Annotated in this window: 22 protein-coding genes and 2 pseudogenes; 10 read left to right on the top strand and 14 right to left on the bottom strand. The window is 43.2% G+C overall.

The genetic code is table 11. The features are described 5' to 3' along the window. The first annotated feature begins 143 nt into the window (after nucleotides 1-143). From ACWXW9_RS27345 to ACWXW9_RS27335, 3 genes are all read left to right on the top strand, one after another. Nucleotides 144-3,326 (top strand): contractile injection system protein, VgrG/Pvc8 family, encoded by a 3,183-nt coding sequence (locus tag ACWXW9_RS27345; RefSeq protein WP_494931949.1) that lies wholly within the window; start codon nucleotides 144-146, stop codon nucleotides 3,324-3,326. A 4-nt stretch (nucleotides 3,327-3,330) separates the two neighbouring features. Beyond that, the gene (locus tag ACWXW9_RS27340; RefSeq protein ID WP_494931948.1) at nucleotides 3,331-3,753 is read left to right on the top strand and encodes a hypothetical protein; all 423 of its coding nucleotides are present in this window, start codon (nucleotides 3,331-3,333) and stop codon (nucleotides 3,751-3,753) included. 262 nt (nucleotides 3,754-4,015) lie between these two features. Next, a complete protein-coding gene (locus ACWXW9_RS27335; protein WP_494931947.1) occupies nucleotides 4,016-4,303 on the top strand; it encodes a hypothetical protein in 288 nt (95 codons plus the stop codon). Between the two features lie 29 nt (nucleotides 4,304-4,332). Here ACWXW9_RS27335 and ACWXW9_RS27330 read toward each other — a convergent pair whose 3' ends face one another. The 5 genes from ACWXW9_RS27330 to ACWXW9_RS27310 form a co-directional block, all read right to left on the bottom strand. Further along, the gene (locus ACWXW9_RS27330; RefSeq protein ID WP_494931946.1) at nucleotides 4,333-5,955 is read right to left on the bottom strand and encodes a recombinase family protein; all 1,623 of its coding nucleotides are present in this window, start codon (nucleotides 5,953-5,955) and stop codon (nucleotides 4,333-4,335) included. A 90-nt stretch (nucleotides 5,956-6,045) separates the two neighbouring features. Further along, a complete protein-coding gene (locus tag ACWXW9_RS27325) occupies nucleotides 6,046-6,171 on the bottom strand; it encodes an SHOCT domain-containing protein (RefSeq protein WP_273043255.1) in 126 nt (41 codons plus the stop codon). A gap of 62 nt (nucleotides 6,172-6,233) precedes the next feature. Next, the gene (locus ACWXW9_RS27320; protein WP_494931945.1) at nucleotides 6,234-7,385 is read right to left on the bottom strand and encodes an Ig-like domain-containing protein; all 1,152 of its coding nucleotides are present in this window, start codon (nucleotides 7,383-7,385) and stop codon (nucleotides 6,234-6,236) included. Next, the gene (locus ACWXW9_RS27315; RefSeq protein WP_494931944.1) at nucleotides 7,382-7,672 is read right to left on the bottom strand and encodes a hypothetical protein; all 291 of its coding nucleotides are present in this window, start codon (nucleotides 7,670-7,672) and stop codon (nucleotides 7,382-7,384) included. Before ACWXW9_RS27315 ends, ACWXW9_RS27320 begins: the two co-directional genes overlap by 4 nt. After that, complete coding sequence (locus ACWXW9_RS27310; protein WP_494931943.1) at nucleotides 7,672-7,983, bottom strand: phage head-tail connector protein; 312 nt, start codon at nucleotides 7,981-7,983, stop codon at nucleotides 7,672-7,674. The genes ACWXW9_RS27315 and ACWXW9_RS27310 overlap by 1 nt, the downstream gene beginning before the upstream one ends. A 257-nt stretch (nucleotides 7,984-8,240) precedes the next feature. Between ACWXW9_RS27310 and ACWXW9_RS27305 the strand changes: the two are divergent. Next, a pseudogene (locus ACWXW9_RS27305) lies at nucleotides 8,241-9,542 on the top strand (IS3 family transposase). Nucleotides 9,543-9,736: 194 nt separating this feature from the next. Next, nucleotides 9,737-10,501, top strand: coding sequence for an SDR family oxidoreductase (locus ACWXW9_RS27300; RefSeq protein ID WP_494931942.1), 765 nt, complete (start codon nucleotides 9,737-9,739; stop codon nucleotides 10,499-10,501). A gap of 150 nt (nucleotides 10,502-10,651) precedes the next feature. Here ACWXW9_RS27300 and ACWXW9_RS27295 read toward each other — a convergent pair whose 3' ends face one another. The 4 genes from ACWXW9_RS27295 to ACWXW9_RS27280 all read right to left on the bottom strand — a co-directional run bounded on the left by ACWXW9_RS27295 (nucleotide 10,652) and on the right by ACWXW9_RS27280 (nucleotide 14,764). Next, complete coding sequence (locus tag ACWXW9_RS27295; RefSeq protein WP_494931941.1) at nucleotides 10,652-11,098, bottom strand: GNAT family N-acetyltransferase; 447 nt, start codon at nucleotides 11,096-11,098, stop codon at nucleotides 10,652-10,654. Between the two features lie 650 nt (nucleotides 11,099-11,748). After that, a complete protein-coding gene (locus ACWXW9_RS27290) occupies nucleotides 11,749-12,090 on the bottom strand; it encodes a cupin domain-containing protein (RefSeq protein WP_283652864.1) in 342 nt (113 codons plus the stop codon). A gap of 74 nt (nucleotides 12,091-12,164) precedes the next feature. Continuing rightward, entirely contained in the window at nucleotides 12,165-13,415 is a 1,251-nt protein-coding gene (ulaA, locus tag ACWXW9_RS27285) for a PTS ascorbate transporter subunit IIC (protein ID WP_494931940.1), read from the bottom strand. 326 nt (nucleotides 13,416-13,741) lie between these two features. Continuing rightward, nucleotides 13,742-14,764, bottom strand: a complete 1,023-nt coding sequence (locus ACWXW9_RS27280) for a substrate-binding domain-containing protein (protein ID WP_494931939.1) — start codon at nucleotides 14,762-14,764, stop codon at nucleotides 13,742-13,744. A 327-nt stretch (nucleotides 14,765-15,091) separates the two neighbouring features. On the opposite strand from ACWXW9_RS27280, the gene ACWXW9_RS27275 reads away from it, so the two are divergent. Both ACWXW9_RS27275 and ACWXW9_RS27270 read left to right on the top strand, forming a co-directional pair. After that, nucleotides 15,092-16,285 (top strand): glycoside hydrolase family 5 protein, encoded by a 1,194-nt coding sequence (locus tag ACWXW9_RS27275; RefSeq protein WP_494931938.1) that lies wholly within the window; start codon nucleotides 15,092-15,094, stop codon nucleotides 16,283-16,285. A 230-nt stretch (nucleotides 16,286-16,515) separates the two neighbouring features. After that, a complete protein-coding gene (locus ACWXW9_RS27270; RefSeq protein ID WP_494931950.1) occupies nucleotides 16,516-16,848 on the top strand; it encodes a hypothetical protein in 333 nt (110 codons plus the stop codon). A gap of 107 nt (nucleotides 16,849-16,955) precedes the next feature. On the opposite strand, the gene ACWXW9_RS27265 is transcribed toward ACWXW9_RS27270, so the two are convergent. Then, nucleotides 16,956-17,537 (bottom strand): NAD(P)H-dependent oxidoreductase, encoded by a 582-nt coding sequence (locus tag ACWXW9_RS27265; RefSeq protein WP_494931937.1) that lies wholly within the window; start codon nucleotides 17,535-17,537, stop codon nucleotides 16,956-16,958. 71 nt (nucleotides 17,538-17,608) lie between these two features. Continuing rightward, nucleotides 17,609-18,193: a TetR/AcrR family transcriptional regulator gene (locus ACWXW9_RS27260; RefSeq protein ID WP_044648921.1), complete on the bottom strand. Its 585-nt coding sequence runs from the start codon at nucleotides 18,191-18,193 to the stop codon at nucleotides 17,609-17,611. A 236-nt stretch (nucleotides 18,194-18,429) separates the two neighbouring features. Between ACWXW9_RS27260 and ACWXW9_RS27255 the strand changes: the two are divergent. Both ACWXW9_RS27255 and ACWXW9_RS27250 read left to right on the top strand, forming a co-directional pair. Next, nucleotides 18,430-18,878 (top strand): annotated as a pseudogene (locus tag ACWXW9_RS27255) (oxidoreductase). Between the two features lie 47 nt (nucleotides 18,879-18,925). Next, nucleotides 18,926-19,423 carry an oxidoreductase gene (locus ACWXW9_RS27250; RefSeq protein ID WP_494931936.1) on the top strand — a complete coding sequence of 166 codons (498 nt, stop codon included), beginning with the start codon at nucleotides 18,926-18,928 and terminating at the stop codon, nucleotides 19,421-19,423. A 35-nt stretch (nucleotides 19,424-19,458) separates the two neighbouring features. On the opposite strand, the gene ACWXW9_RS27245 is transcribed toward ACWXW9_RS27250, so the two are convergent. Beyond that, nucleotides 19,459-20,133 (bottom strand): DUF4183 domain-containing protein, encoded by a 675-nt coding sequence (locus ACWXW9_RS27245; protein WP_494931935.1) that lies wholly within the window; start codon nucleotides 20,131-20,133, stop codon nucleotides 19,459-19,461. Nucleotides 20,134-20,532: 399 nt separating this feature from the next. Here ACWXW9_RS27245 and ACWXW9_RS27240 point away from each other — a divergent pair, with 399 nt between their 5' ends. Next, on the top strand, nucleotides 20,533-20,946 hold the full coding sequence (locus ACWXW9_RS27240; protein WP_431087510.1) for a DUF4183 domain-containing protein: 414 nt from the start codon (nucleotides 20,533-20,535) through the stop codon (nucleotides 20,944-20,946). A gap of 157 nt (nucleotides 20,947-21,103) precedes the next feature. On the opposite strand, the gene ACWXW9_RS27235 is transcribed toward ACWXW9_RS27240, so the two are convergent. Together ACWXW9_RS27235 and ACWXW9_RS27230 are read right to left on the bottom strand one after the other, a co-directional pair. After that, nucleotides 21,104-21,841, bottom strand: a complete 738-nt coding sequence (locus ACWXW9_RS27235; protein WP_494931934.1) for a cyclase family protein — start codon at nucleotides 21,839-21,841, stop codon at nucleotides 21,104-21,106. A gap of 200 nt (nucleotides 21,842-22,041) precedes the next feature. After that, nucleotides 22,042-22,827 carry a GH12 family glycosyl hydrolase domain-containing protein gene (locus ACWXW9_RS27230; protein WP_494931933.1) on the bottom strand — a complete coding sequence of 262 codons (786 nt, stop codon included), beginning with the start codon at nucleotides 22,825-22,827 and terminating at the stop codon, nucleotides 22,042-22,044. Nucleotides 22,828-22,944: the final 117 nt, after the last annotated feature.

The following is a 22,944-nucleotide window of genomic DNA, read 5'->3' as shown; positions in this document are numbered from 1 at the left end:
GTACCCAATAAACTCAGTGATACATATCTATCTCGACTCAAATTTGTACCATCCATTTCTTCTATTCGTCAGACTCGAATTAAACATGCTGCACTTTACTTTTGTAATCAGCCATCACATCTAGAAAGGAGTTATGAACTCACTTGAGCCTATTATCAGATGGGATCGGGTATGAAAGCCTACGCTTTTATGGTCCCTTTCAGCCGCAACACATCGATCAACTTCAAATCACACGTACCATTAATGATCATAGCTTTTTACATATCAGTGGTATGCTCTCCGAAGAACAAGGAGCCGCATGCATCGGACAGAACATGGAGCAAGAACCGATTGTGATTCGTCAGTTGGATGATCAGGGACAATCGCTAAGAAGACTGTTTCACGGGATCGTTACGCAAATGTCTGTGAATTGCACACGGGGAGTATATACCTTTGAACTGAAGGCTGCTTCCCATTCCTATCAAATGGATATCAAGCTGAAAAAACGTTCCTATCAAGATATTCACCGCACTTATGATGATCTGGTCACCTCGATGGTTCGTAAATATGAGTATGGAGACGCCATTGATACCATAACTAATTATGCCAAACTGGATACTTTTGTTTTACAATATGAGGAGACGGATTGGGCATTTTTAAAACGTCTCGCTTCTCGCTTTGGTTCCGTACTTGTACCAGAGGTAACCGCAGCTTCGCCCAAAGTTTTCTTCGGTATGCCAGAAGGCAAACAGCACAAAGTGGAACGGGATGTGTTTTACAGGGTACGAAAAACGTTTCATGAGCTGGATGCGGAAAAGCCGGGAGAACAACTTGCTGGCTCTTATGTCACCTATATGATTGAAAGTCTGCAATACTACGCGCTAGGCGACCTCATCACGTTACCCATCGGACAAGGCAAAGAGTTGGTCGTCGTTCGGGCAGTGACACAGTTAGCAGATGGCTTACTGCGTACCCGCTATGATCTCCAAGCGGAACAGAATATTCGCTATGCCCGTTATGAAAACGATCAGGCCACCGGGATTTCGCTGACAGGAACGGTGCTCAAGGTACAGCAGGATTTCGTACAGCTTCAACTGGACATCGACCCGAAGCAAGATCCTGCCAAAGCCTGCTGGTTTCCCGTGGCGACAAGATATGTAGCCGAAGAACATAGCGGCTGGTACGATATGCCTGAGATCGGAGAACAGGTGGAGTTGTATCTACCTACACACCGCGAACAAGATGCCTATGTAACGGATTCGCTCCGACAACAACGCCACGCAAATGGACAGCCGAATGTGAAGGTATGGCAACATGTGCAAGGAAGCGGCGTAGAAATGTCTGAGCAAGAACTGACCCTTTCTACCTCCGATGGATTTTCCATTACACTAAATGAAGATGGTGGCATCACCATCAACAGTCCGGGGGATGTACAGATTCAGGGTGGTCATGTGAAGCTTGATGCAGGTGAGGAACTGTCGCTGGAAGCTGGAACGGCGCTGTATCTCAAAGGTGGAGAAAGTAGCATGGTGCTGGATGGTGAGACAGATACCAAAGCTCCAGTGATTTATCAGGAAGGTACGGTGAAAGCACCCGTTTTCGTGGCTGACCTCCCTCCTGTACCTGAACCGCCATTAATGAGTATCAAAGCATATGAAGCAGCTCAATCAGTAGCCAAGAGCAGCCAAGCCCCTACTCCAAAAGCAAAAGTTACAACTCCAGCAGCGCTTCAACAGGCCAATGCTTTGATGGGAACGGTATCCAAGCTGTTAGGTTCCATTCCCGTAGTTGGGAACGTAGCCAGTGTGATGTTGAATACGGTGGGTGGGCCAGCAGGTAAAGTGGCGGCAACCGTGTTACAAGCAACTGGAGCCATCCCTATTCGTAGTAAAGGAACGCCCACGGTTGGAGGCAGTAAAGAAACGGGGTTGCACCCGCTCAAACACTTGGCTGGTTTAGCCCTTGAGGGACTGATTAGTCAATATGAGCATGAGCAAGCCAAACAAGCTTACTATAGCAAGTGGATTTTAGGAAAAGCATATACGAGTGCACGTCATGTAGCGAATTCTGGAGGCCCACTGGAGCTGGTTCAGAACCTGCTGAAAGAGTCGAATGCTATGGCTCATGCCTATCAGCAAGTTCCTAAAAGCGTTCGGGATAAAATGCTCAGGGACTATAAAGAAAAAGCTAGAACTGAAGCGGCTCTTAAAGCAGAAAAAGAAGCTAGAGCTAAAGCTGCCCTTAAAGCAAAAAAAGAAGCTGCGCCACCAGAACTGACAGAAGAAGACTACGAAAGAATCTGGCAGGATTATCTTAGAGCAGCATATACCGAAGACTTTACACCCAAACTTAAACCGGGGAGTTATCGAGGAAAAGATGGTCTTGTACGTACTCGTGACGGTGAACCGGATCGCCAATACTATAGTGAATGGAAGCATAACTATCCCGGCGATTTTTTCATGCTAACTAGGAAGCAAGGAGTATCCGAAGAAGAGAAAAAATGGATGTTCTATGCTATTATCACAGAAAACCCTCTTATGGTTGGGGGTCGAGGGGGTATGGACCATACTAAAGAATTAAAGGGGATACTTTCAAAACTGGGTAGAGGAAAAGGGTTCTTTAATATTTCTTCTGGAGTAAGTGCAAAAGTAAGAGTCCAGGAATTATTAGCGAGACAAGAAATAGAAGCTAGAGAAAACATAGCTACCAAAAAAAATAACCAAACTCTTGAAAACAAAGGCTACAAACCACAACCAAATGAAAGGTTAACAACGAAAAACCAATATAAACAACAGGATCAACAGGCAAGGAAAACGCTACGAGAGACTGCCTCCAAGGCAACTAGAGAAGAAAATAGTAAAATTCAAAAGAAGGTCATATATAATGTAGCTAAGAGTACAAATACAAGAAACGCCTCGAATATAAAAGAATATTTAAAAAAGGAAAAAGAAATTGTTAAATCAGAAAATACTAGGTCTGTAAATTCCTCTATAGAGACTTTAACAAGAGACCAGGCTAGACAAGGGGCACAAGATCTACTGAAAAATGGGGAAATTAGCTTATCCAATTTAGAATCGATGATTCCCCCAGATACGTCAAGTACATTTATTCCAACAAGTACAATTAAAGATGGAGCAAAGTATGAATTTTTACTGGCTGATGGACAGAAGGCAATTATTCGATGGCATTCACCAGATCCTATAGCTGCAAGTAAGTACCCTGGATCAGTATCAGGTACACGTTGGACTGGACAAATAAAAATAGGTAATAAACAATTAAAAACTGATGGAACTTGGACTAAAAATCAATCCTTAAATGAAGTTCACATTCCAATAGAGGGGAAATAAAAAAATGAATCTTGAAGAAATTGAGAATTTACCCGATGTATTACCAACAGAAACATTAGCATTGATGTTTCAAAACGTATTGAATGAATTTGATATTGGGAAAATTGAGGAAAAGGATTTTTTATTAATTCTTAGCCAATTAACAGATAGACAAGTTATGACCTACGAGTTATTGGAAAGTGAAGTAAGAGATGGTACAGATAAGGCTCTTTGCAGGATATGGAACACTGATTCTTATGATGATGTAGATATCATTCTTTCAATCGTTGTAAACCTTGGACTAAAGAATTGCTTTCAAAAAATTAAAGATTCAATAAATCAAGATAGGGATATAGATGAATTAATATTAAAAGAAATAATAGATACAATTGATGAAGTTGGTGAAAATATTTCGAATCCATATCATGGTTTAGAAGGATTCAAATAAGCATGTCAATGGTATGTCAATAATTTCGGGTAAATTTAATTTATAATATTAGCGCATATGCAAAACAACTTAACATACTTGATAGCCTTTCAAAGGCACACTCCCACTTGAATCATGAGTAGGAATGAGCTTTTTTGTATAATCAAAATAAAAAGGTTAAAAAATCATAATAATCCATCTTTCCTGCACAAAACAATGACTTGCCATCCCTCCCCATCAGAGTTAACATACACACACTTCAACCACGGGAGGGAAATGTGTTATGTCAGATTGGCCAGAATGGTTTCAAGAAGCATTACGCCAACGATTTTATGAGTTAGAACTCGCCAGTGAACAACAGACTTCATGTTCATCAGAGAACAAAAATCTATTCGCTCAAATGGATCAATTCAAAATTAATCAAACTGAGGATATTCAGCATCTGCTATCTGAATGGGAAGAAGCCATAGGCTATCAGCTAAGTCAGGATAAGCAATCCATCTACATGGAAGGAGTTAAAGACGGGATTCGATTGATTCTTCCCGTCATGCACTCCACAAATATTCTCTAGCCTATTGATCGTTTCAGCCTATGGTTTCGTTAGTCCAGTATTTCGTCTATGTCCATTCCACTTTTCAAGGTAAAAACAAAATGCGCTGGTGAGAGAATCGTGATCTTCTCCACCAACGCATTAAATAGGTTATCATCAAATTGTTCCAGTATATCTTGCCGCGAGCTTAGGACTTGGATAATTTCATCGACACGTTCCTTGAGTTGTGCCTTTTGCTCATGCTCCTGCTCCAGTGTCAGCTTCTGTTGTCGTAGCTCATTGAGTTCATTGGAAAGTCTGTTCGTTTCTTCATCATATACCGTTTCATCAATTTGATTCCGTAGCTTAAGATTCACTAATTCCTTCAAATCGGATTTCAATTGTTGCATCTGTCCTTCAATGTCCAATAGCGGTTCTTGCCTTACTCTGCTGGAAAGTGCCGATTCAATATTGGCTTTCAGCGTTTTAATAAATCTTTCCTTATTCTCATACATCCGATTGAACAATCGTACAAACGCGGAATGTAAAACTTGTTCATCGACTGATTTGGCATCACACGCTGCTCTACCTTCATTGACATACGTTTTGCATTGCCATACCACTTTTTTAGATGGATTATTGCTGTTCCAAGTTCGGCGTTTAAAAATGGCCCCACAGCATCCACAATATACTTTACTGCTCAGTGCGTATTTACTGGAGTATCTTTTACTCTCTCCCATTACGCTCCCTTTCAGCTTGGCTCTCTGTTCCTTTTCTTTTTGTACCGCATCGAATATTTCCTTGGATACAATCGGTTCATGATTGTTCTCAATTAAATATTGCTGCTCCTGTCCTTTATTCCTTATTCGTTTGTGGGTTAGAAAGTCAACGGTTACCGTCTTTTGTTGTAGTAAAGCTCCGTAATATTTCTCATTGGTCAGAATTAAGGTAATGGAGGAATCCCACCACGTATCGCCACCCGTGACTGTTTTAATCTTATCTCGCATCAATCCTCTAGCTATCGCCTGATAGCTTTTGCCATCCAAATACTCCTCGTATATGCGCCGCACAATCTCAGCTTCCTTCTCATTAATGACCAGTTCACCATGTTCATCCTTATCATAGCCGAGGAAGCGGTTCGTGTTACAGAAGACTTTGCCGTTTTGGAAGCCACGCAGTATGCCCCATCGGCTATTTTCAGAAATGTTTCGACTCTCGTCTTGGGCAAGAGAACTCAGAATGGTCAGCAGTACTTCACCTGTTGTATCCAGTGTATTAATGTTCTCTCGTTCAAAGAATACAGCCACTCCGAGACTTTTGAGTTCCCGTACATATTTCAATAAATCCAGTGTATTCCTAGCAAATCTTGAAATCGACTTGACCAGTATGAGATCCAATTTACCGTTTCGCGCATCCTGTATCATCCGATTAAATTGTGTTCTATTTTTGGTACTGGTTCCGGTGATGCCTTCATCGGCATAAATATCCGCCATTTCCCATTCCAAGTTGTTTTGAATGTATTGGGTATAATGGTTGACCTGATTGGTATAGCTTTCCTTTTGCTCCTCGGAATCGGTACTAACCCGGCAATAGGCAGCGACTTTCTTCTTTTGAATCGATTGAATTCCTTCTACGATGTCCATCGTTTTAATGGGAACAACGACGACTTTTTTTGCGGTTGCGGCTTGGGCCATAGATGTTTCTCCCTTCGATATCTTCTTTATACGGTCACATGGTATAATGCTTGCGGCACATCATCAAGTCCATTTCTGCCCATGTTATAGTTACTTGAAAGATTTTTTATTAAGCTGGTCAATGGCTATAAATTCTTCTTCTGTAATGACATTTTGTGATCTCAATTGCTTCAATAGGCTCAGACTGAGTAGGTAGTCGATGGATTTTCGTTGCATATGTATGTGCTCCTTTGAAATAAAAATGGCTCACCTCTAAGGCAAGCCGATAGATATAAAGCTCAGAATAAATTTTTAAGGCTAATGGTCTTTTCTATGGTCATGCTAGGATCGCTTACTAAGGTGGCTGTCAGTACAAGGGCTTTATTGTTCGCCCCACTACTGCTTCCTGCTTTCACCGTCACGCTATTTCCTGTACTCACTGTCACGCTCCCCATGATAGGAATTGAATCATCTTGATTCCGTAGACTCCACTCTACCGACTGGTCAAACACTTCTGTTCCATAATCATAGATATGACTGACGTATGAAGCACTTTGGCCTGATTTGAGCATGGGATTACCAGTAATGGCTATCGAATAGATATGCGTTCCTGTTTCGACGACTCTCATTTCAATGGTACTCCGTACTGTGGGGTGATACGTTAGTTTTGCAGTAATACTTGCTTGTCCCAAAGCGATGCCCATAACCTGACCTTGCTGGTCTACGCTAATTACACCCGGATCACTGGATGTATAGATAATCGATGGATTGGCTATCTCATTCCCATTATCCGTAGCAGTCACATTTAACTGTATTATTTCGTTGAGCCGTACATAGGTTATCGTTCCCTGATTGATATGTAATGCGTAGGTATGAGCAGTCTCATATTTCCATCGGTCTACAATATTATTTTCCACATCATCGTAAGCTGTATTTATGCTATCCAATGTGCAGCTTAACAAGATAATGCCATTCATCGTACGGTCAATTCCAACTATTTTAAACGGCTGATGAGTAATATAGAATCGTTGGCATAATGCGATGTTTGGCGTATCTGCATTGTCTTGTAGCCTAACTATAATATTTCCCTCTGGCATGGAGATAACTTTACCTGTTTCCGTTGAAAACGTTCTGGCTTCCACCACAGCATCAAACCATTTTACCTGCCCGTTCCAGTTTAAAGCCAGCCGTTGATTGCATTTCCGCATCCTGCCTCGACAAGATTGTTCATTTTGATCCACCTGACTGGGGATCAGATAACGTTCATAACGATAGTCTACGATATCTCCTGTATGTAAAGGTGTCGCTGCCCGAATGATTTTTTCATCTGTCATTCGAATGGTATCTGTCGCATCTCGAATGAGAGCAAGTTGACGCACACCATTGATATGCACAAGCTCACCTTTTTCTCGCAGAAAGAAATCTATCATCGGCTCTAGACTCCTTGTCATTCCTCCACCTCCAATACAAAATCCCACTTACAGCGATACAGGTATAACTCCACATAATCACTCCATTCCTTCATGTCTAAAATAATAAAGACATCCTTGCCAATTCGAACATAGGAATTTGACTGCCATAAGGATTCCAATGGACAGAAAGCTCGATGTATCGTCTCCAAGGTGTAACCATCTTCAAATGAAAAGCTTTTGCGATAAGGTTGTACATCTGCCATGATCAACTGGACAGGTTTCAAATCAGCATGATTCAAAATTTCCAGCTTCGTATCATAGAACATTAATCTGTCCCGACCTTGATTTTAGGTAAAGGAAGAGCAAGTCGAATACTTATCGGAATTCCTGTTTCATAAGTAGCTGAGCGTTCACCTTCTTGCTTATTTATCAGGCCAACCGAATCCTTATTTTGATATAGATACACCGCATAATCGACAATAACATCATCATATTCCACTGGTAGTGTTGCCACATTACAATAGCCATAAATGTTACACCTCGCTTTATTCAAATAATGGATCAGGATATCATCCTTAGATATATCTGTTGGTTCCATACTCAATAATCGCTTCATCAAATTCATTAGCTCACTCATCTATTGTCTCCTGTTCCTCCTTTACCTGTGCCTTCTGGGTACGCTTCCTATTCTTGACAAAGGTGGTTCTTTTATTTTTATGTAAGCAAAAATTAACAAGCAAAAATGACATTTCTATGTTGAAAGGAAGCAAAGGTATGAAAATAAATGTAGAACTAATTCTTGAGTGTCTAAATGAACTCCAATCGACTACGATAGCCAAACAGAAATATGCGGATTACTACAATGGTCAGCATGCCATTCTCAAGAACTATGCGATGCAAGAAAATCGAAGTAATCAAAAGCTTATTTTTAATTTCCCTAAAGGAATTACGTATACAGATGAGTTCAAACAACTCTTTATTACATCGAATCAGCAAGAAAGCTGCCCATGGACATTTTTGAGTCCTGTGGGTTTGAAGTGCAGATCGTTGGAATGACTCGCATCAAAGCCGCTGCAAAACGGTGGAGAGCCAGTTACAGAGAGCAAGGCGATTTAGGCTTGCACGATGCAAGAGGCAAGCATTCAGGAAGACCTTTAAAGCGAGAATTAACCTTGGAAGAGAAGAACGCGAGATTGGAAGCACAGATCCACCTGCTCCAAGCAGAGAATGAACTCTTAAAAAAGATTCGCATGGTCGAACGGGGGTGGAACCACGAGTAAAACTGGCGCCCGGTCTTCTATACAAGTTGATCCGAACCGTGATTCTGAAATACAATCTCCGACGAATGGTGAGCTATCTGTGCGGGATTGCAGGTGTCTCCAAAAGCGGCTACTACCGGTATTGGACCCGTCATCCATCCACAGGCGCAATCAGAAAGAACAGGCTGACGAGGAAATCCGAGTTCACGTCAGCAAGGCCTTCGATTTTAAAAAGCGCAACAAAGGAGCGCGCTCCATCAAGATGACGCTGGAAGGACAATTTCAGATCGTCTGGAATCTCAAGCGAATCCGAAGAATCATGAAAAAATATGGTAGCGTATGTCCTCATCGAAAAGCGAATCCGTACAAGCGAATGATGAAGGCAACCCAGGAGCATCGAGTCGTTCCTAACTTATTACAACGTAACTTCAAACAGGGATTGCCTGGCAAGGTTCTTCTAACCGATATTACCTACTTAAGTTATGGAAAAGGAAAGCGAGCCTATCTGTCCACGATCAAGGATAGCTCCACCAATGAAATTTTGGCTTATCATGTGTCGGAGCGAATCACCATGGATCTGGCGACAAACACCTTGCTTCACTTACAGAAGAATCGTAGATACAAGAAGACCCAAGACGCCTTCATTCATTCCGATCAAGGTACCCACTACACTCATCCGGATTTTCAGAAGAAAGTGAAACGTATGGGTCTCGGGCAATCCATGTCCAGACGGGGAAATTGCTGGGACAATGCTCCGCAAAAATCCTTCTTTGGTCATTTTAAAGATGAAATATCGCTGAAGAACTACACCACGCTGGATGAAGTCAAACGAGAAATCAAGGCATATATGACCTACTACAACCACTACAGATACCAATGGAATTTAAAAAGGATGACCCCTGTTCAGTACAGAGATCGTCTTCTTCAAGCAGTATAGGTCTTTTTTAGAAATGTCCTTTACATAGGGGTACAGTTTAAATAAGGTAGTTCCTTATTGCACTATCGTTCTTCGTTAGCTTAGTTTTCCGTAGACCCATTGACGACAAACATGAATTCCGAATGAAAGAGCAACATTTCAAACATCACCTCGTGATATAACTAAACATGAATTCCAAACAAGGAGATGAAAGCATGAGTAAGTTAAAAGGTAAAATCGCTTTAGTAACTGGTGCAAGCCGGGGGATTGGTCGTGGCATTGCGTTACGTCTGGCACAGGAGGGCGCAGTCGTCGCTGTACACTATGGAAAAAGACAAAATGAAGCAGTGGAATTAGTTCATAAGATTGAGCAAAGTGGAGGTGCTGCATTCACGATCGGTGCTGACTTAAGTATCCTTAACGGCATTCATGATTTATTTGCGACATTGGATGAAGCTCTTCGGGAACGTACAGGCGATAATCGGTTTGATATTCTCGTCAATAACGCTGGAATCGGTCAAATTGTAACCATAGAAGAGACGACGGAAGAATCTTTTGACGAAGTCATGAACATTAATGTCAAAGCACCGCTTTTTGTTACCCAGCAAGCTTTGCCGCGTCTGAAAGATGGAGGCCGCATTATCAATATCTCATCGTTTGTTACACGAGTGGCCTCTCCTAGTGTTTTTGCCTACAGCATATCGAAGGGGGCAGTCGACACACTTACGTACGTCTTGGCTCAGCAACTTGGGAGCCGTAATATTACGGTAAACGCCATCCAGCCTGGCATTATTAATACAGAGATGAATGACGAGACGTTAAAAGATCCCGATGGACAGAAATTTGCCTCTGGTCTTTCAACCTTCAAAAGGTGGGGGCAACCTGAAGATGTTGCAGATATTGCTGCCTTTCTTGCCTCATCGGACAGCCGTTGGGTAACCGGTCAATTGATTGATGCAAGTGGCGGGTCTCATCTGTAGATTATGGGTTCGGGAACCTAACTGAGGAGTTAGCATTTTGAACCCGCTAATTTACTCTGCTATGCTACCCGTTCCCTCAGTAACGAGGCTGCTGGTTTGTGCCAGCGGCCTTGTTCTGGTTGCTCATTGAGCTCTCGTTCCACATATGTACTATTTGAACATTTTTATAAAATTTTTTTGGTCCTTTGTAAACATATAACCACGTTGTTCGTAGAACCTGTGAGCATGTATTCGACTTGGGTGAGATAACAGTTTAATCCCAGAAAATCCATGGCTCTTTCCCCACTGTTCAAGACGCTCAATCAACAAGCTACCTACACCTTGATTTCTATACTTTTCTTTCACAACAAATCCCAGTATATTTACTAAAGAGTCAGAAAAAAGCAATTCATACGGACTCCCATGAATATATCCTATTACCTCGTTGTTTCCTTCACAAACAAAGATCATATCTTTTGTTTTCTTTGTTATGATTTCAATCTTCTCTTTTACTTTTTCTTCAGAAAATAGATATAGTTTTGGGTTAAAGTCTTGGTTTAACAAAAAAATATCATGATAATCAGTTACCCTAATTCCCCTGACATTTTTTTCTTTCATTCTTGAACGCCTCCTATTTTCATCACGACACCCGAAATAAATGTTAGACGTCTTTGTACATTTTGGCAAGACTATACGCTTGCACTGATCTGCCCACTTGCTAAACGGATTGGATCAATTGGACAGCCCATATAAACTATCCGGCGCATCGTCGTATGTACAGTTTCGATTGTAATCCTTAACCTGATAGTTGTATCTGAGGTTATCCGAATTGAATAGAATATGCCCTTTCCTAATTTCAGACACCAGACTCACATAATGCGTTCATGCTTCTGTCCCTTGGAATGCACACTTTCTACAGGTGTATGTATATGAGCCTTCCATACCTCTTCTTCAAACTTTTGTTTCATGTAGCTCTGTGCCATATTCAATAAGTCTTCGGCTTCCAGTGTTTTCCGCTCCCGGTATTCTCGCCCCATTTCTTACGCAATCCCTTGATTACTATAAACAATGATCACCATTCAGGCGGAAACAATTTCTAGCTCTATAGTCATACTTCTCTCAAAGATTGTATGAAACAAGGTATATCGCTGGGTAGACGAATACAAAAAGGGATGCTCGCATTGGGAGTATCCCTTTCTTTTACTCTTCCTGTCCATCAATCATTTTTTCGACATACTCAATAGATACACCGTATTTAGTAAGGGAATTTACATAAAATCTGCACGTGCTGGTGTAAATGCATCTAGCAGAATACCGTCATCCTCTAGTGGGATACAGCCATGAAGAGTATCGGATGGAAAATGGATGCTGTCTCCTTCTTTGACGTTCTGCACTTCCTTTGTTTCGCCATTATCGATCATGAACTTAAAACTTCCCTTCAATACATAAGTGACTTGTTCATGGACATGCTTATGCAACAGGATCTCCCCTGTTTGGGCTTTAGCAAACATCACTTTGACATACATAAGCTGGTCGCTGTGGGCCAGCACTTTCCGGGTGGTATTACTGTCAACGGTATCAATTTGAATATCTTGGTCATTAAAAAACATGGATAATTCCTCCTCTTTTAAAACACAAATTATTTGAATGAGTTATTTTGAAAAAATTCATAAATCGATTTAGTTTAAAACCAGCGGAAAATAAGCCAAAGTACTCCGGAAAGGGTAGTAAAGTCGGGATCGGCGAATGTCACCCCTTCTGCACCCAAAAAAGAAAAGAGCGGCAAGGTGAGGGCCGGCAGCAGACAGAGCAAGAATCCATTAAGACAACTGGAAATGACAGCACCTCTGAAACCACCGCTGGAATTGCCGAATATCGCGGCTGCACCACCAGCGAGGAAGCAGGCCATGATCCCCGGCACAATGACAGGCAATCCGACAAGCGGGAAAAGAAAGACGCAGGCAACGCCTGTGAAGAAGCTGACCAAGAAGCCTACCAACGCGGAATTGGGTGATTTGTCGAACAGTACCAGAACATCCACACCAGGGATTGCTCCAGGTGCGAACACTTGGGAGAACCCTTTGAAAGCGGGTACAATTTCAGTCGTGAAAAGCTTAACACCTGCTTTTGCAATATACAAGCCGGCAGCAAAAATAGCTGACTGTTCGAGGATGAAGACGATGTATTCTTTGCCATCAGATAATTTGCTGACATAATCAGAACCAGCAACCAGTCCGGATACCAGTAAAAGCACAAGCATCGTCAAGGTCGTTGCAACATTGGGGTCGCGCAAAAAACTGATGCGGTCATTAATTTTTACATTTTCGGTGTCATTTTCACGGTTGCCAAAAACTTTTCCTAAATAGGTGCCGAGAATGTAAGAGGTCATGGAAGCATGAGCAATCGTATATTCATCAGATTTGATAATGTTTTTGCTGGCATTCCGGAGCAGGTAAGGGAACACCGCCATATAGCTCCCGATTATCAAAGAACCGACGATGATCGTAGTCAGCGAACTGAGACCCAGACCTTTCATAACGGCTGTAGCGGCAAAGCTCATGAACAGAATCAAGTGAAGTGACAAATAAATGTACTTGAACTTGGTCAGGCGTGCAAGCACGATGTTAAGGATCATGGAAAAGAGTAGAATGAGCGCAGCATCCGCCCCGATCTGATCAATGGTCAGTGCCATGATGGCTTCATTGCTTGGTACGACACCTTTAAGGTTGAACGCATAAGAAAAAATTTGGCTGAAGTTGGTGAGAACGCCTCCTAAAATTCCGCCGCCGACTTTGATCATGGTGAAGCCCATGAAAGAAAGGGTAGTTCCCGTAATGATCTCGGATACTTTCTTCCTCTGGAATATAAGGCCGAGTAATGTCACAATCGCGATAATGATGGATGGCTCCCTGATAATACTCATAAACATTTCCATAGCGATCTCCGACTTTCTTTTATTATTTTTCACTCTTACTAAATCGATTTAGTAATACTTGAAAAAAATTTCCCTTCCGGGAATGTAAAAAGAAGCAGAATTATTTTTGTGAATTAGATCACAAGTGAATCCATAAATTATTCGTTTAAGATTCATTCCTCCCCCCTCTTTTATTTAAATCGCTATCATCACTAAAATCAGGTACATAAAGAAATAAAAAGGTATTCATGACTCGAATCATAGGATTATTATAGCTCTTTATTTTCTTTTTACAATAGAATTCATAAAAACGTTTCCAAAAAGATAAAAAGACTTATTCAAATTATTCAGTTCAATTTTTGGACAGATTCTCTGTGGTTAATGGCCGGATTCAATCGGATGATTTCTGACAGCTCCTCATAATCTTGCTCTTTTTGATCGATTTTCTCCAGCAGCAGCCTCGCACTTCTTTTCCCCATTTCAAAGCTCGGCTGGGAAACGGTAGTGATCGGCGGATTATAAAAAGACGCAAAGGATACATCATCTATGCCAATCAAGGAAAAGTCATTAGGTATAGTCAGACGGTTATTTTTTGCATAAATCAGCACCTGCTCCAAAATCATGTCATTAGTAGCGATGATTGCGGTGGGCGGGTTCTTCATGTGGAATAGTTGTCCAATAAGTTTTGGCATTTCATCCAACCTGCCGCTTTTGATATAGTTTTCATTCACTGATATGTCATGTTTGCCCATCGTATTTCTATAACCGGACAGCCGCTCACTTCGTGTGGTGATCACTTTTTTGCCTAAGGGGAACGTGATGATGCCAATGTTTTTATGACCATGCTCAATGAGCGCTTCAACCGCAAGCTCGCTGGCCTTTTCATTATTCAACAGCACTGTGTCTACGCTGATTTCATCGATTTTTCGGTCCACAAACACGAAAGGATAGCCATTCTTGACAAGGGAAACATATAATTTCTTGTTCTCTTCCGTCGGAAAAATGATAAGTCCATCCACTTGCCGAGCAATCATCGACTGGACATACTTTTTCTCTTTGAGCGAATCATCATCAGTATTGCAGACAATGACCTGGACATTTTCCAGTTGGCATTCATCTTCAATTGCACGCACGACTTCTGTTGTAAATCTCGATAAAATGGTTGAAGAAATAACACCCACAATAAAGGTCTTCTTCTGCTTGAGACTGCGTGCCACCTCATTGGGAATATAACTGAGATCCTCAATCGCTTGCTCGATCTTCTTCTTGGTGTTTTCACTCATATAGTTGTATCTCTTATGCAGAAACTGCGAAACTGTGCTCTTCGACACCCCTGCACGTTCTGCAACTTCTTTCATCGTTGTGACCATGGTTAACCCCCTCTCTTTTTCTGCGTGTTAGGCGTGTTCATTTTCAAATATATATTCTGCAACCTATATGTAAAGTGAATTTCACTTTATTATATACCTTCTTGTACAGGAGGAAAATATAATAAATGAAGTGTTGAACTCCCTTACGAATCTTTTACAAGAGGAACTTTCGCACTTAGCTTGACCATCCGTTGTTACAAATCTATTGAATTAGAACGAAATCTTAGAAATATACGAATTTTATGAACTTGTTTGATGGAATATTTGAACATAAAATGGAATTGTAATCGGTTACAAATACATTCAAATAAAGGAGGATGCAAAACCATGAAGAAAAAAGGGTTGAAAAAGACATTTTTCGTCATTGCCTCCCTCGTAATGGGCTTTTCACTGTATGGCTACACTCCCCCTTCAGCAGATGCAGCCAGTGTGAAAGGATATTACCACACCGCAGGAAGCAAGATTGTGGACGAATCCGGGAAAGAGGCGGCATTTAACGGTTTGAACTGGTTCGGTCTGGAAACCCCTAATTATACCTTGCATGGACTGTGGAGCCGCTCGATGGACGACATGCTGGATCAGGTGAAGAAAGAAGGCTACAATCTGATCCGTCTGCCTTACAGTAATCAGTTGTTCGATTCCAGTTCCCGTCCGGACAGTATTGATTATTACAAAAATCCTGATCTGGTCGGATTGACTCCGATTCAAATTATGGACAAGGTGATCGAAAAAGCTGGGCAACGCGGTATTCAGATTATCCTTGACCGTCACCGTCCAGACTCAGGTGGACAATCCGAGCTGTGGTACACGTCCCAGTACCCTGAGACTCGTTGGATTATCGACTGGAAAATGTTGGCTGAACGTTATAAAAACAACTCTACCGTTATCGGTGCAGATTTGCATAACGAGCCACACGGTCAAGCAAGCTGGGGTACAGGCAATATCTCCACAGACTGGCGTCTGGCGGCACAGCGCGCAGGGAATGCGATTCTGTCCGTGAATCCAAAATGGCTGATTCTCGTTGAAGGTGTGGACCATAATGTACAAGGCAACAATAGCCAATACTGGTGGGGCGGCAACCTGACAGGTGTAGCCAACTATCCTGTCGTTCTGGACATACCGAACCGCGTCGTATATTCTCCGCATGATTATGGCCCTGGTGTGTCCTCGCAGCCATGGTTTAACGATCCGGCCTTCCCGTCCAACCTGCCAGCCATCTGGGATCAAAACTGGGGCTACATTAGCAAGCAAAACATAGCTCCGGTGCTGGTCGGTGAATTCGGCGGTCGTAATGTCGATATGTCCTCCACTGAGGGCAAATGGCAAAATGCACTCGTAGACTATATTCGTGCCAACAACCTGTACTTTACGTACTGGTCCCTGAATCCGAATAGCGGTGACACGGGCGGATTGCTGCTGGATGATTGGGTTACCTGGAATCGTCCGAAACAGGATATGCTGAGCCGGATTATGAAGCCTGTAATCTTCGCAGCAGAGCAAGTGAAAGCAACCACCGAATAAGCGCAGGACTTCACTTATTTGAAAAAGCCGATTTCCCTCCTCCAGGCCAGATTATGCTGAGCTATGAAGATGTGGAGAAACGGCTTTTTTGTGGTACCTGCAAACCTCCGGATTACACCCCGCGTGTATACATGCTTTCCTCCCTTTCTTGACGACTTCTTTCCAGTTTTACACATTGTAAATTCCCCATTGAATGGGTCATTCTGTAAACTAAATCTCCCTTTTAACCGATAAATATTGTTTGGAAGGGTTTTGGTATTTTAAATATCGTTGTGCCAGGGATTTTATTTGTTATTGTCGGGAGTTTAGTATCCGCTCTAGGGCTTGACTCCATAGATTCCCGGCTGCCGATGGCTTTTGTGTTCATTGTATCAGGAGTTATTATCTGGTATTTGGGGAAAGCACTTAACGCCAACTCGGACAAAGTGTTAGTTGATATGGAAACGGGGCAACGCTATCGAATGGGAACTCAGCACAGTCTATTTTTTATCCCTATGCATTATTGGGGCCCTGCCGGTCTAGTGATCGGATTTATTTTAATAGTTGCATCGATATTTACATAACGTTGATTGCAAAACATGAGCCATTCCGAATACCACAATGTGAGCCAGTAGCTCCCATTGTGGTCTTTTTAGCTATTGGGCCAATGGATTTGGGGACTGTTGAAAATCTAGCTCATGCTTCGTCCTAGCTGCTCGACCTTGCTCAGCCAATCGTTGCGCTGTTGATCTGTTTTCTTATTCATGAGATCAATCGCAGTAGAATGCACCGGTTTGACACCGCATAAATGCAGCGTGGAATCCTTCATCATTCGATGCCCAGGCTGTCCCTGGAAAAATCGGTAATACCAGTGCGGTCCGTCCATCGTAGTAATGAGGCGGGCCGTTCTGCCTTTTAAGAGCTTGTCAGGCAACGGCTTTCCTTTTTGATACTTAAATGCAAACCCCGGCATAAAAATACGATCAATGAAACCCTTCATTAATGCAGGCAAGCTCCCCCACCAGATCGGAAAAACGAAAACCAGATGCTCCGCCCACTTAATAGATTCCTGAGCCTTGATTAAATCCGGTTCCAGCGGCAATTTATTGCGATATCCACCTAACAGATTAGGATTAAAGTCCAACGCGGGCAACTGCAATAAACGCACCTCGGCCCCCGCAGCCTCCGCTCCTTTTACATAGGATTGAGCCAGCGCTTCTCCATAACTGCCAACGACCGGATTTCCCTGAATAACCAATATCTTTTTAGACATTCGAGCCACTTCCTATCCTCATATTTTTTTAGTTAGAAAACACTAACTTTATATTCAAAAAGAAAAGGTCACTACTGACCTTGACTTAATAAAGCGGTTAAACGTTCCTTGACCTCCGTTGCAAACGGAATAAGCTGCTGTGGTAATTCACCCTCCAGGCTGGACACGGACAAGCGTGTAATGGCCCCAATAATGAGCACACCAGATAGCTGAGCATCCTGCTTGGGCAGTTCTCCGTGCCGAATCCCCTGCTCAATAAATTCGACTAACGCCTCCAGCGGCTGCCGGACATTCGAGCTTTGGCTTGCCTCCACATATAGCTCATGATGCTGTGATAACAGAAGCAGGCCATACTGATCTTCATCGTGCATCACAAGCACCTCGTCCACCAATTGATGAAAACGGCTAATGAAGCTCCCGCTCTGCTTGCGATAGAAGTCAATCAACGTAGTGTAGCTGTTGCAATACTGCCCGAATACTTCCAAGGCCATCGCATCTTTACTCTTAAAATGCTTATAAATCGCGGCATCCGTCACACCAGCAGCCTCCCCGATTTCTTTGACAGAAATGCCGTCGATGCCTTTGGTCGCAAATAAGCGCATAGCTGCTTGCATAATATCCTTCTTCTTGCTATCTACATGTGTTTTCTTGTTCATAAACATATAGTAAGTGATAACTAACTAAATTGCAAATGATATTTATGCAGCTCTTCCTGTCTCCACATTCACGCCTTTAAATTCATTGTTAATATCAAAAATAACATTATTTTATAAGTTGAAATGGTTAAACCATTAAATTTTATGTGTATCATCTCATTTTATTAATTTAAAATAGATATGTAACCAAATAAAAAACGGATGTTCTAAACCGTGAATAAAGAGGAGCGAATCCAATGAGCTTATTATTTCAGCCGCTTCAAATTCGTAATATAGAGCTTAAAAACCGGATTATGATGTCACCCATGGGTACAGTTTCAGCCAAAGAAGATGGAAAAGCAACCGATTGGCATACGCTACATTACGGCGCTCGGGCACTTGGACAGGTGGGGCTGGTCATGCTTGAAGTACATGCGGTTACCCCGCAGGGGAAAGATTCGGGTAGCCTCGGCTTATGGAGGACGAGCACATTGCCCCGCTGCAAAAAGTCGTACAAGCCATCCATGATCAAGGCTCCAAAGCTGGCCTCCAGCTCTGGCACGTCGGGCGCAAAGGCTCATTGCCTCAGGAAACAGCTGTATCTGCCTCTGGTTTGCCTCCCCGCGAACGGGCGACCCATGCGCTGTCCATTGAAAAAATTCATAACCTTGTGCTTGCGCCAAGCGGGCTTCGCAAGCTGGAATAGACGTCATTGAGCTACATGCGGCACACTGATATCTGATTAACGATTTTTTGTCCAAGTATACCAATCAACGGGAAGATGCATACGGTGGCTCGGAAGAGCGACGTTATCGATTTTTGCGGGAGATTATTGATGAGATTCGCTTGGTGTGGAGCGGCCCGTTGTTTGTGAGGATTTCCGCTGACGAATATAGCCCACTAGGCAATGGATTACAGGATTCCATTCAATATGCCCACTATATGAAAGCACAAGGTGTAGATTTGATCGATGTCAGCACTGGCGGTGTATTGCCGGACGTGCCGAGCGTGTATCCGGGCTATCAAGTACCGTACTCGGAGGCCATTCGTCAGGCTGCTGATATTCCGATTGCTGCCGTAGGACTGATCACTCACAGGATTCAGGCAGAGGAAATTTTGCGTAACGGTCGGGCTGATCTGGTGGCGGTAGGACGGGAACTACTGCGTAATCCATTCTGGCCCAGACAGGCAGCCGAACAACTCGGTGTCCGCATGGAAGGTCCTAAGCCATATAACCAGTTCTGGTTTTGAATAGCTGTACATCGTATAGCGTATAGCGTGCTGTATTACGCACTGTATCGCGCCCTGAATTGAACGATTTCCACAATGATAGGTGTACCGGAGTAAATCGTTTCTCCTTCGTCGAGATGAATCGTCACCGAAGAAGGCGTCAGGCTATACAGAGTGCTTTCTTGTATCATCCCGTTAATATACAAATTGGCATAGCTGTTACTTCCGACATTAAATAGCGGAGAAGCCTCTTGGACTCCATCAACAGAGAATTGATCCACCCTGATCGTGACCGAAGATTGAATATCATCGGGGGCAAAATAAAAATACCGTTCAGCGGTAGGAACAATTTCAATATCTGCAATGTCGACCGCCGGGCCGGAAGGACCTGTTACACCCTGCGCTCCCGTTGAGCCGGATATTCCCTGTGTTCCTGTCGGGCCCTGTATGCCCGTTGCACCTGTCGCTCCTGATATCCCTGCACCTACAGAGCCCGGAGTTCCAGGTGCTCCCGCTGCTCCGGGTACACCCTGCGCTCCTGCCAAACCTGGAACGCCTTGTGCGCCCGGCAGTCCTGGCGGACCTTGCACACCCGTCAAGCCCGCTACACCTGGCCCTCCTGCCGGGCCGGATTTGCCCTGCTGCCCTACCGGACCCGGTATACCTTGCTTTCCCGTCAGGTTCAATCTTCTGCGCCGTTTGGCAGAAACGCTACTATGCTGCCGATGCATAGTCAGCTTCGGATGTTTTTTAGAATGTAACCTCGTCTTTCTTCGGCGTCTGAATTTAAAACTTGCTGTACATTTTTTACGTCTGATGAATCTGTAAAGTACGGTTCGCTTTCCATGCCTTCTTCGTGATGAAGCGCGTTTGCCCATACCAGCCGTTTACACCTCCTTTTCTCATCTCTATGATATTGTATGCACATTACCCTGTAGGGTTTTGGGCATTTGCAATAGTCCGTTATTAGTGAACCGCTTCCATCTATATTTGCAGTATAATGAGGCTTCCTTCATCCACCCTAATTGTTAACATAAAGGTTAATATGCCGTTTCCGAATCTGGATCACACTCATTTATTGATTATGAGCCATTGCATGGTTCAAACCATCCAAGAAAGGAGATGAGCCCATGCCAATTATAAAACCTGTGTATACAGCAGTAGCTACTGCCCCCGTAGCCTCTGGTGGTGCCATAACTACGACCATTACCCCAGCCGTGACTCGTTTTTTTGCAACGATCACAGCCGGGATGATCGGAGCTACAACAACAACCGTTCCTGCTGCAAGCTTTGTAGATGACGCTGATGCTCCAGTAGTTGCTTTGCCAACATTAACAGCTACGGATTCTTCTAATTATTATATTAACGGAGTTATTCAGCAGAGCTCCTTATTCACCCTAAGCACAGCAAGTCTGGTCATTAACTCCGTAGATATTACACCAGGTGTCCCAGTCGTCATAGAAATTTCAGATTTTAGTGGCACAGCCTCCACCATTACAACTCAGCCTACCATCTCTGCTCCTACCGTCACTATTATCACTTAAGCTATTCCACTATTTAGATTCAAGCTGGATTGAGCAATCAAGCATACTGTTCACTACCCCGAATAAACCATAAAAGACCGGTTCAGATATATCTGAACCGGTCTTTTATGGTCAAGATGATTGTATAATCGTATTCAAACAACCCAGTATCAAATGATTAAGGCAAAATAGCAAACGAACGCACCGGAAATCCGGGGGAATCCTGAATGCTCGGTACGATATTATAAATGACAGCACCCGTCGGAGGCAGCTTGTCTAAATTCGTCAGCACCTCAACCTGATAACGATCCTGTTCCAATATGTAATATTCCCCTACCAGCTTGCCTGCTTTGCGATAAGCCACGGAGGAATCGGTATCCAGCGTTTCATGTCCGATGGCAGCAACATTCCGCTCTTCTACCAAAAAGCGCAACGCTTCCAGTGACCAGCCCGGGCAGTGTGCGTCTCCCGTTGCATCCTTGTTCGAAAAGGCCTCCGAATCAGGCCAACGCTTACTCCAATCACTGCGAAAGGCTACAAAAGCTTGATCGACAATTCGTCCATGCTCCTTCTCAAAAGCCACAATGTCGGCAACCGCAAGCTCATAGTCGGAATTAGCGGCTACGGCTACTGAACGGTCAATAACGACCAGCGGCAGAACCAGCTCCTTCAAGGAAAGCTCATGCAAATAACGTTTGCCCTTCACAAAATGAGCCGGTGCGTCAATATGCGTGCCATACTGCCCCGGAAAACAGTATTGCTTTACAAAAAAACCATCGTCATGAGTAAACAGCGTGTCAACCTGAACATTATCGAATACCGGAAAATGAGGAATTTCAGGATAAAAGGCGTGGGACAAATCCACCCACTCTTTTTGCTTCAATAACTTCAAGATATCTGCTAAGTGCTCTGCCATGCTGCCCATTCCTCCTCAGCTATATTACAAGAATTGTACCCATTGTTTTCCGAAAAGTACAGATGTCTCTGATAGGATCATACTCGTCTGTCCCCATATCTCGACGTGCAAAAAAGCCCCTCTCCATCAACAGCAAAAGGCTCATCATACCAGATGTCTTTTTTTGCGTGCCTGCTTGAGAGGGGCTGTAATTTTGATATTTATTGTACGTTAACATTCCATTTGTTGATATTGATAGAGCCGCTACCGCCGAAAATTTCAGTACCGAATTCCACGCTGCTGACGAATTTCGCGTTACTCATCCATTTTTTCGTATAGATCATATAGTCGGTAAAATTTTTGATATTGAACGACGCGCTATTCGTATTGGACTTTCTCACAAAGGAAAACACGTTCCAGCCCTTACCACTGCCTGCATCAATCCAGCCTTTGTACACATCCCAGTTGCTTCCCGCAAGGGAAACAGTTTCCACATAAGTTCCAGCCGGACCGGCATTCGTATTATTCAGCCAAATCATCAATTCATCGGTCGGAGTCGAGTCCCAGCTCGCTTTGTCCGATTCGTGGAACCACACATCATAAGCAGCGTTGTAGGTCCCGTTAGCCTTAATGGAATAGTTCACACTGGTGTTCACGTTTTTATTATCCCACAGACGTACAGGTAACCCGCTGCCTGGTGTATAATCCGCTGTCCAATGCCATCCACTGACGACGGAAGGATAACCTTTGACGGATGAGGTATTACTCGGCCAATTCCAGCTCCAGCCCAAATTGCTGTCACTGTTATGGAAAATGCTTTGTGTCCAGCCTTGAACCTGTCCTTGCCCCCACACATTATTAAATACATAGTACTTGTTATTGGCAAAATGAATTTTGTCCGATGGTGTGGACGAGGAAGCTGCCGAGGCAGTCATAGCGGGGACGAGCAACAGGACTGCCCAAGCAGCCAGACAAAATCTGCGATAAAATGAGCGGTTTCTTAACATTTGATGTTCCTCCTCTTGGATTGAAATCGTTAACATTCTCAACTAATCCTTGCTCACCTCCATTTGTTTAGTGTAAGACCTATTGCTAGTGTTGTGGTAATCATATACTTTTTGTAA

The sequence above is a fragment of the Paenibacillus sp. LT-B23 genome, assembly GCF_059417685.1.
This window is presented reverse-complemented; position numbering and strand designations above follow the sequence as displayed.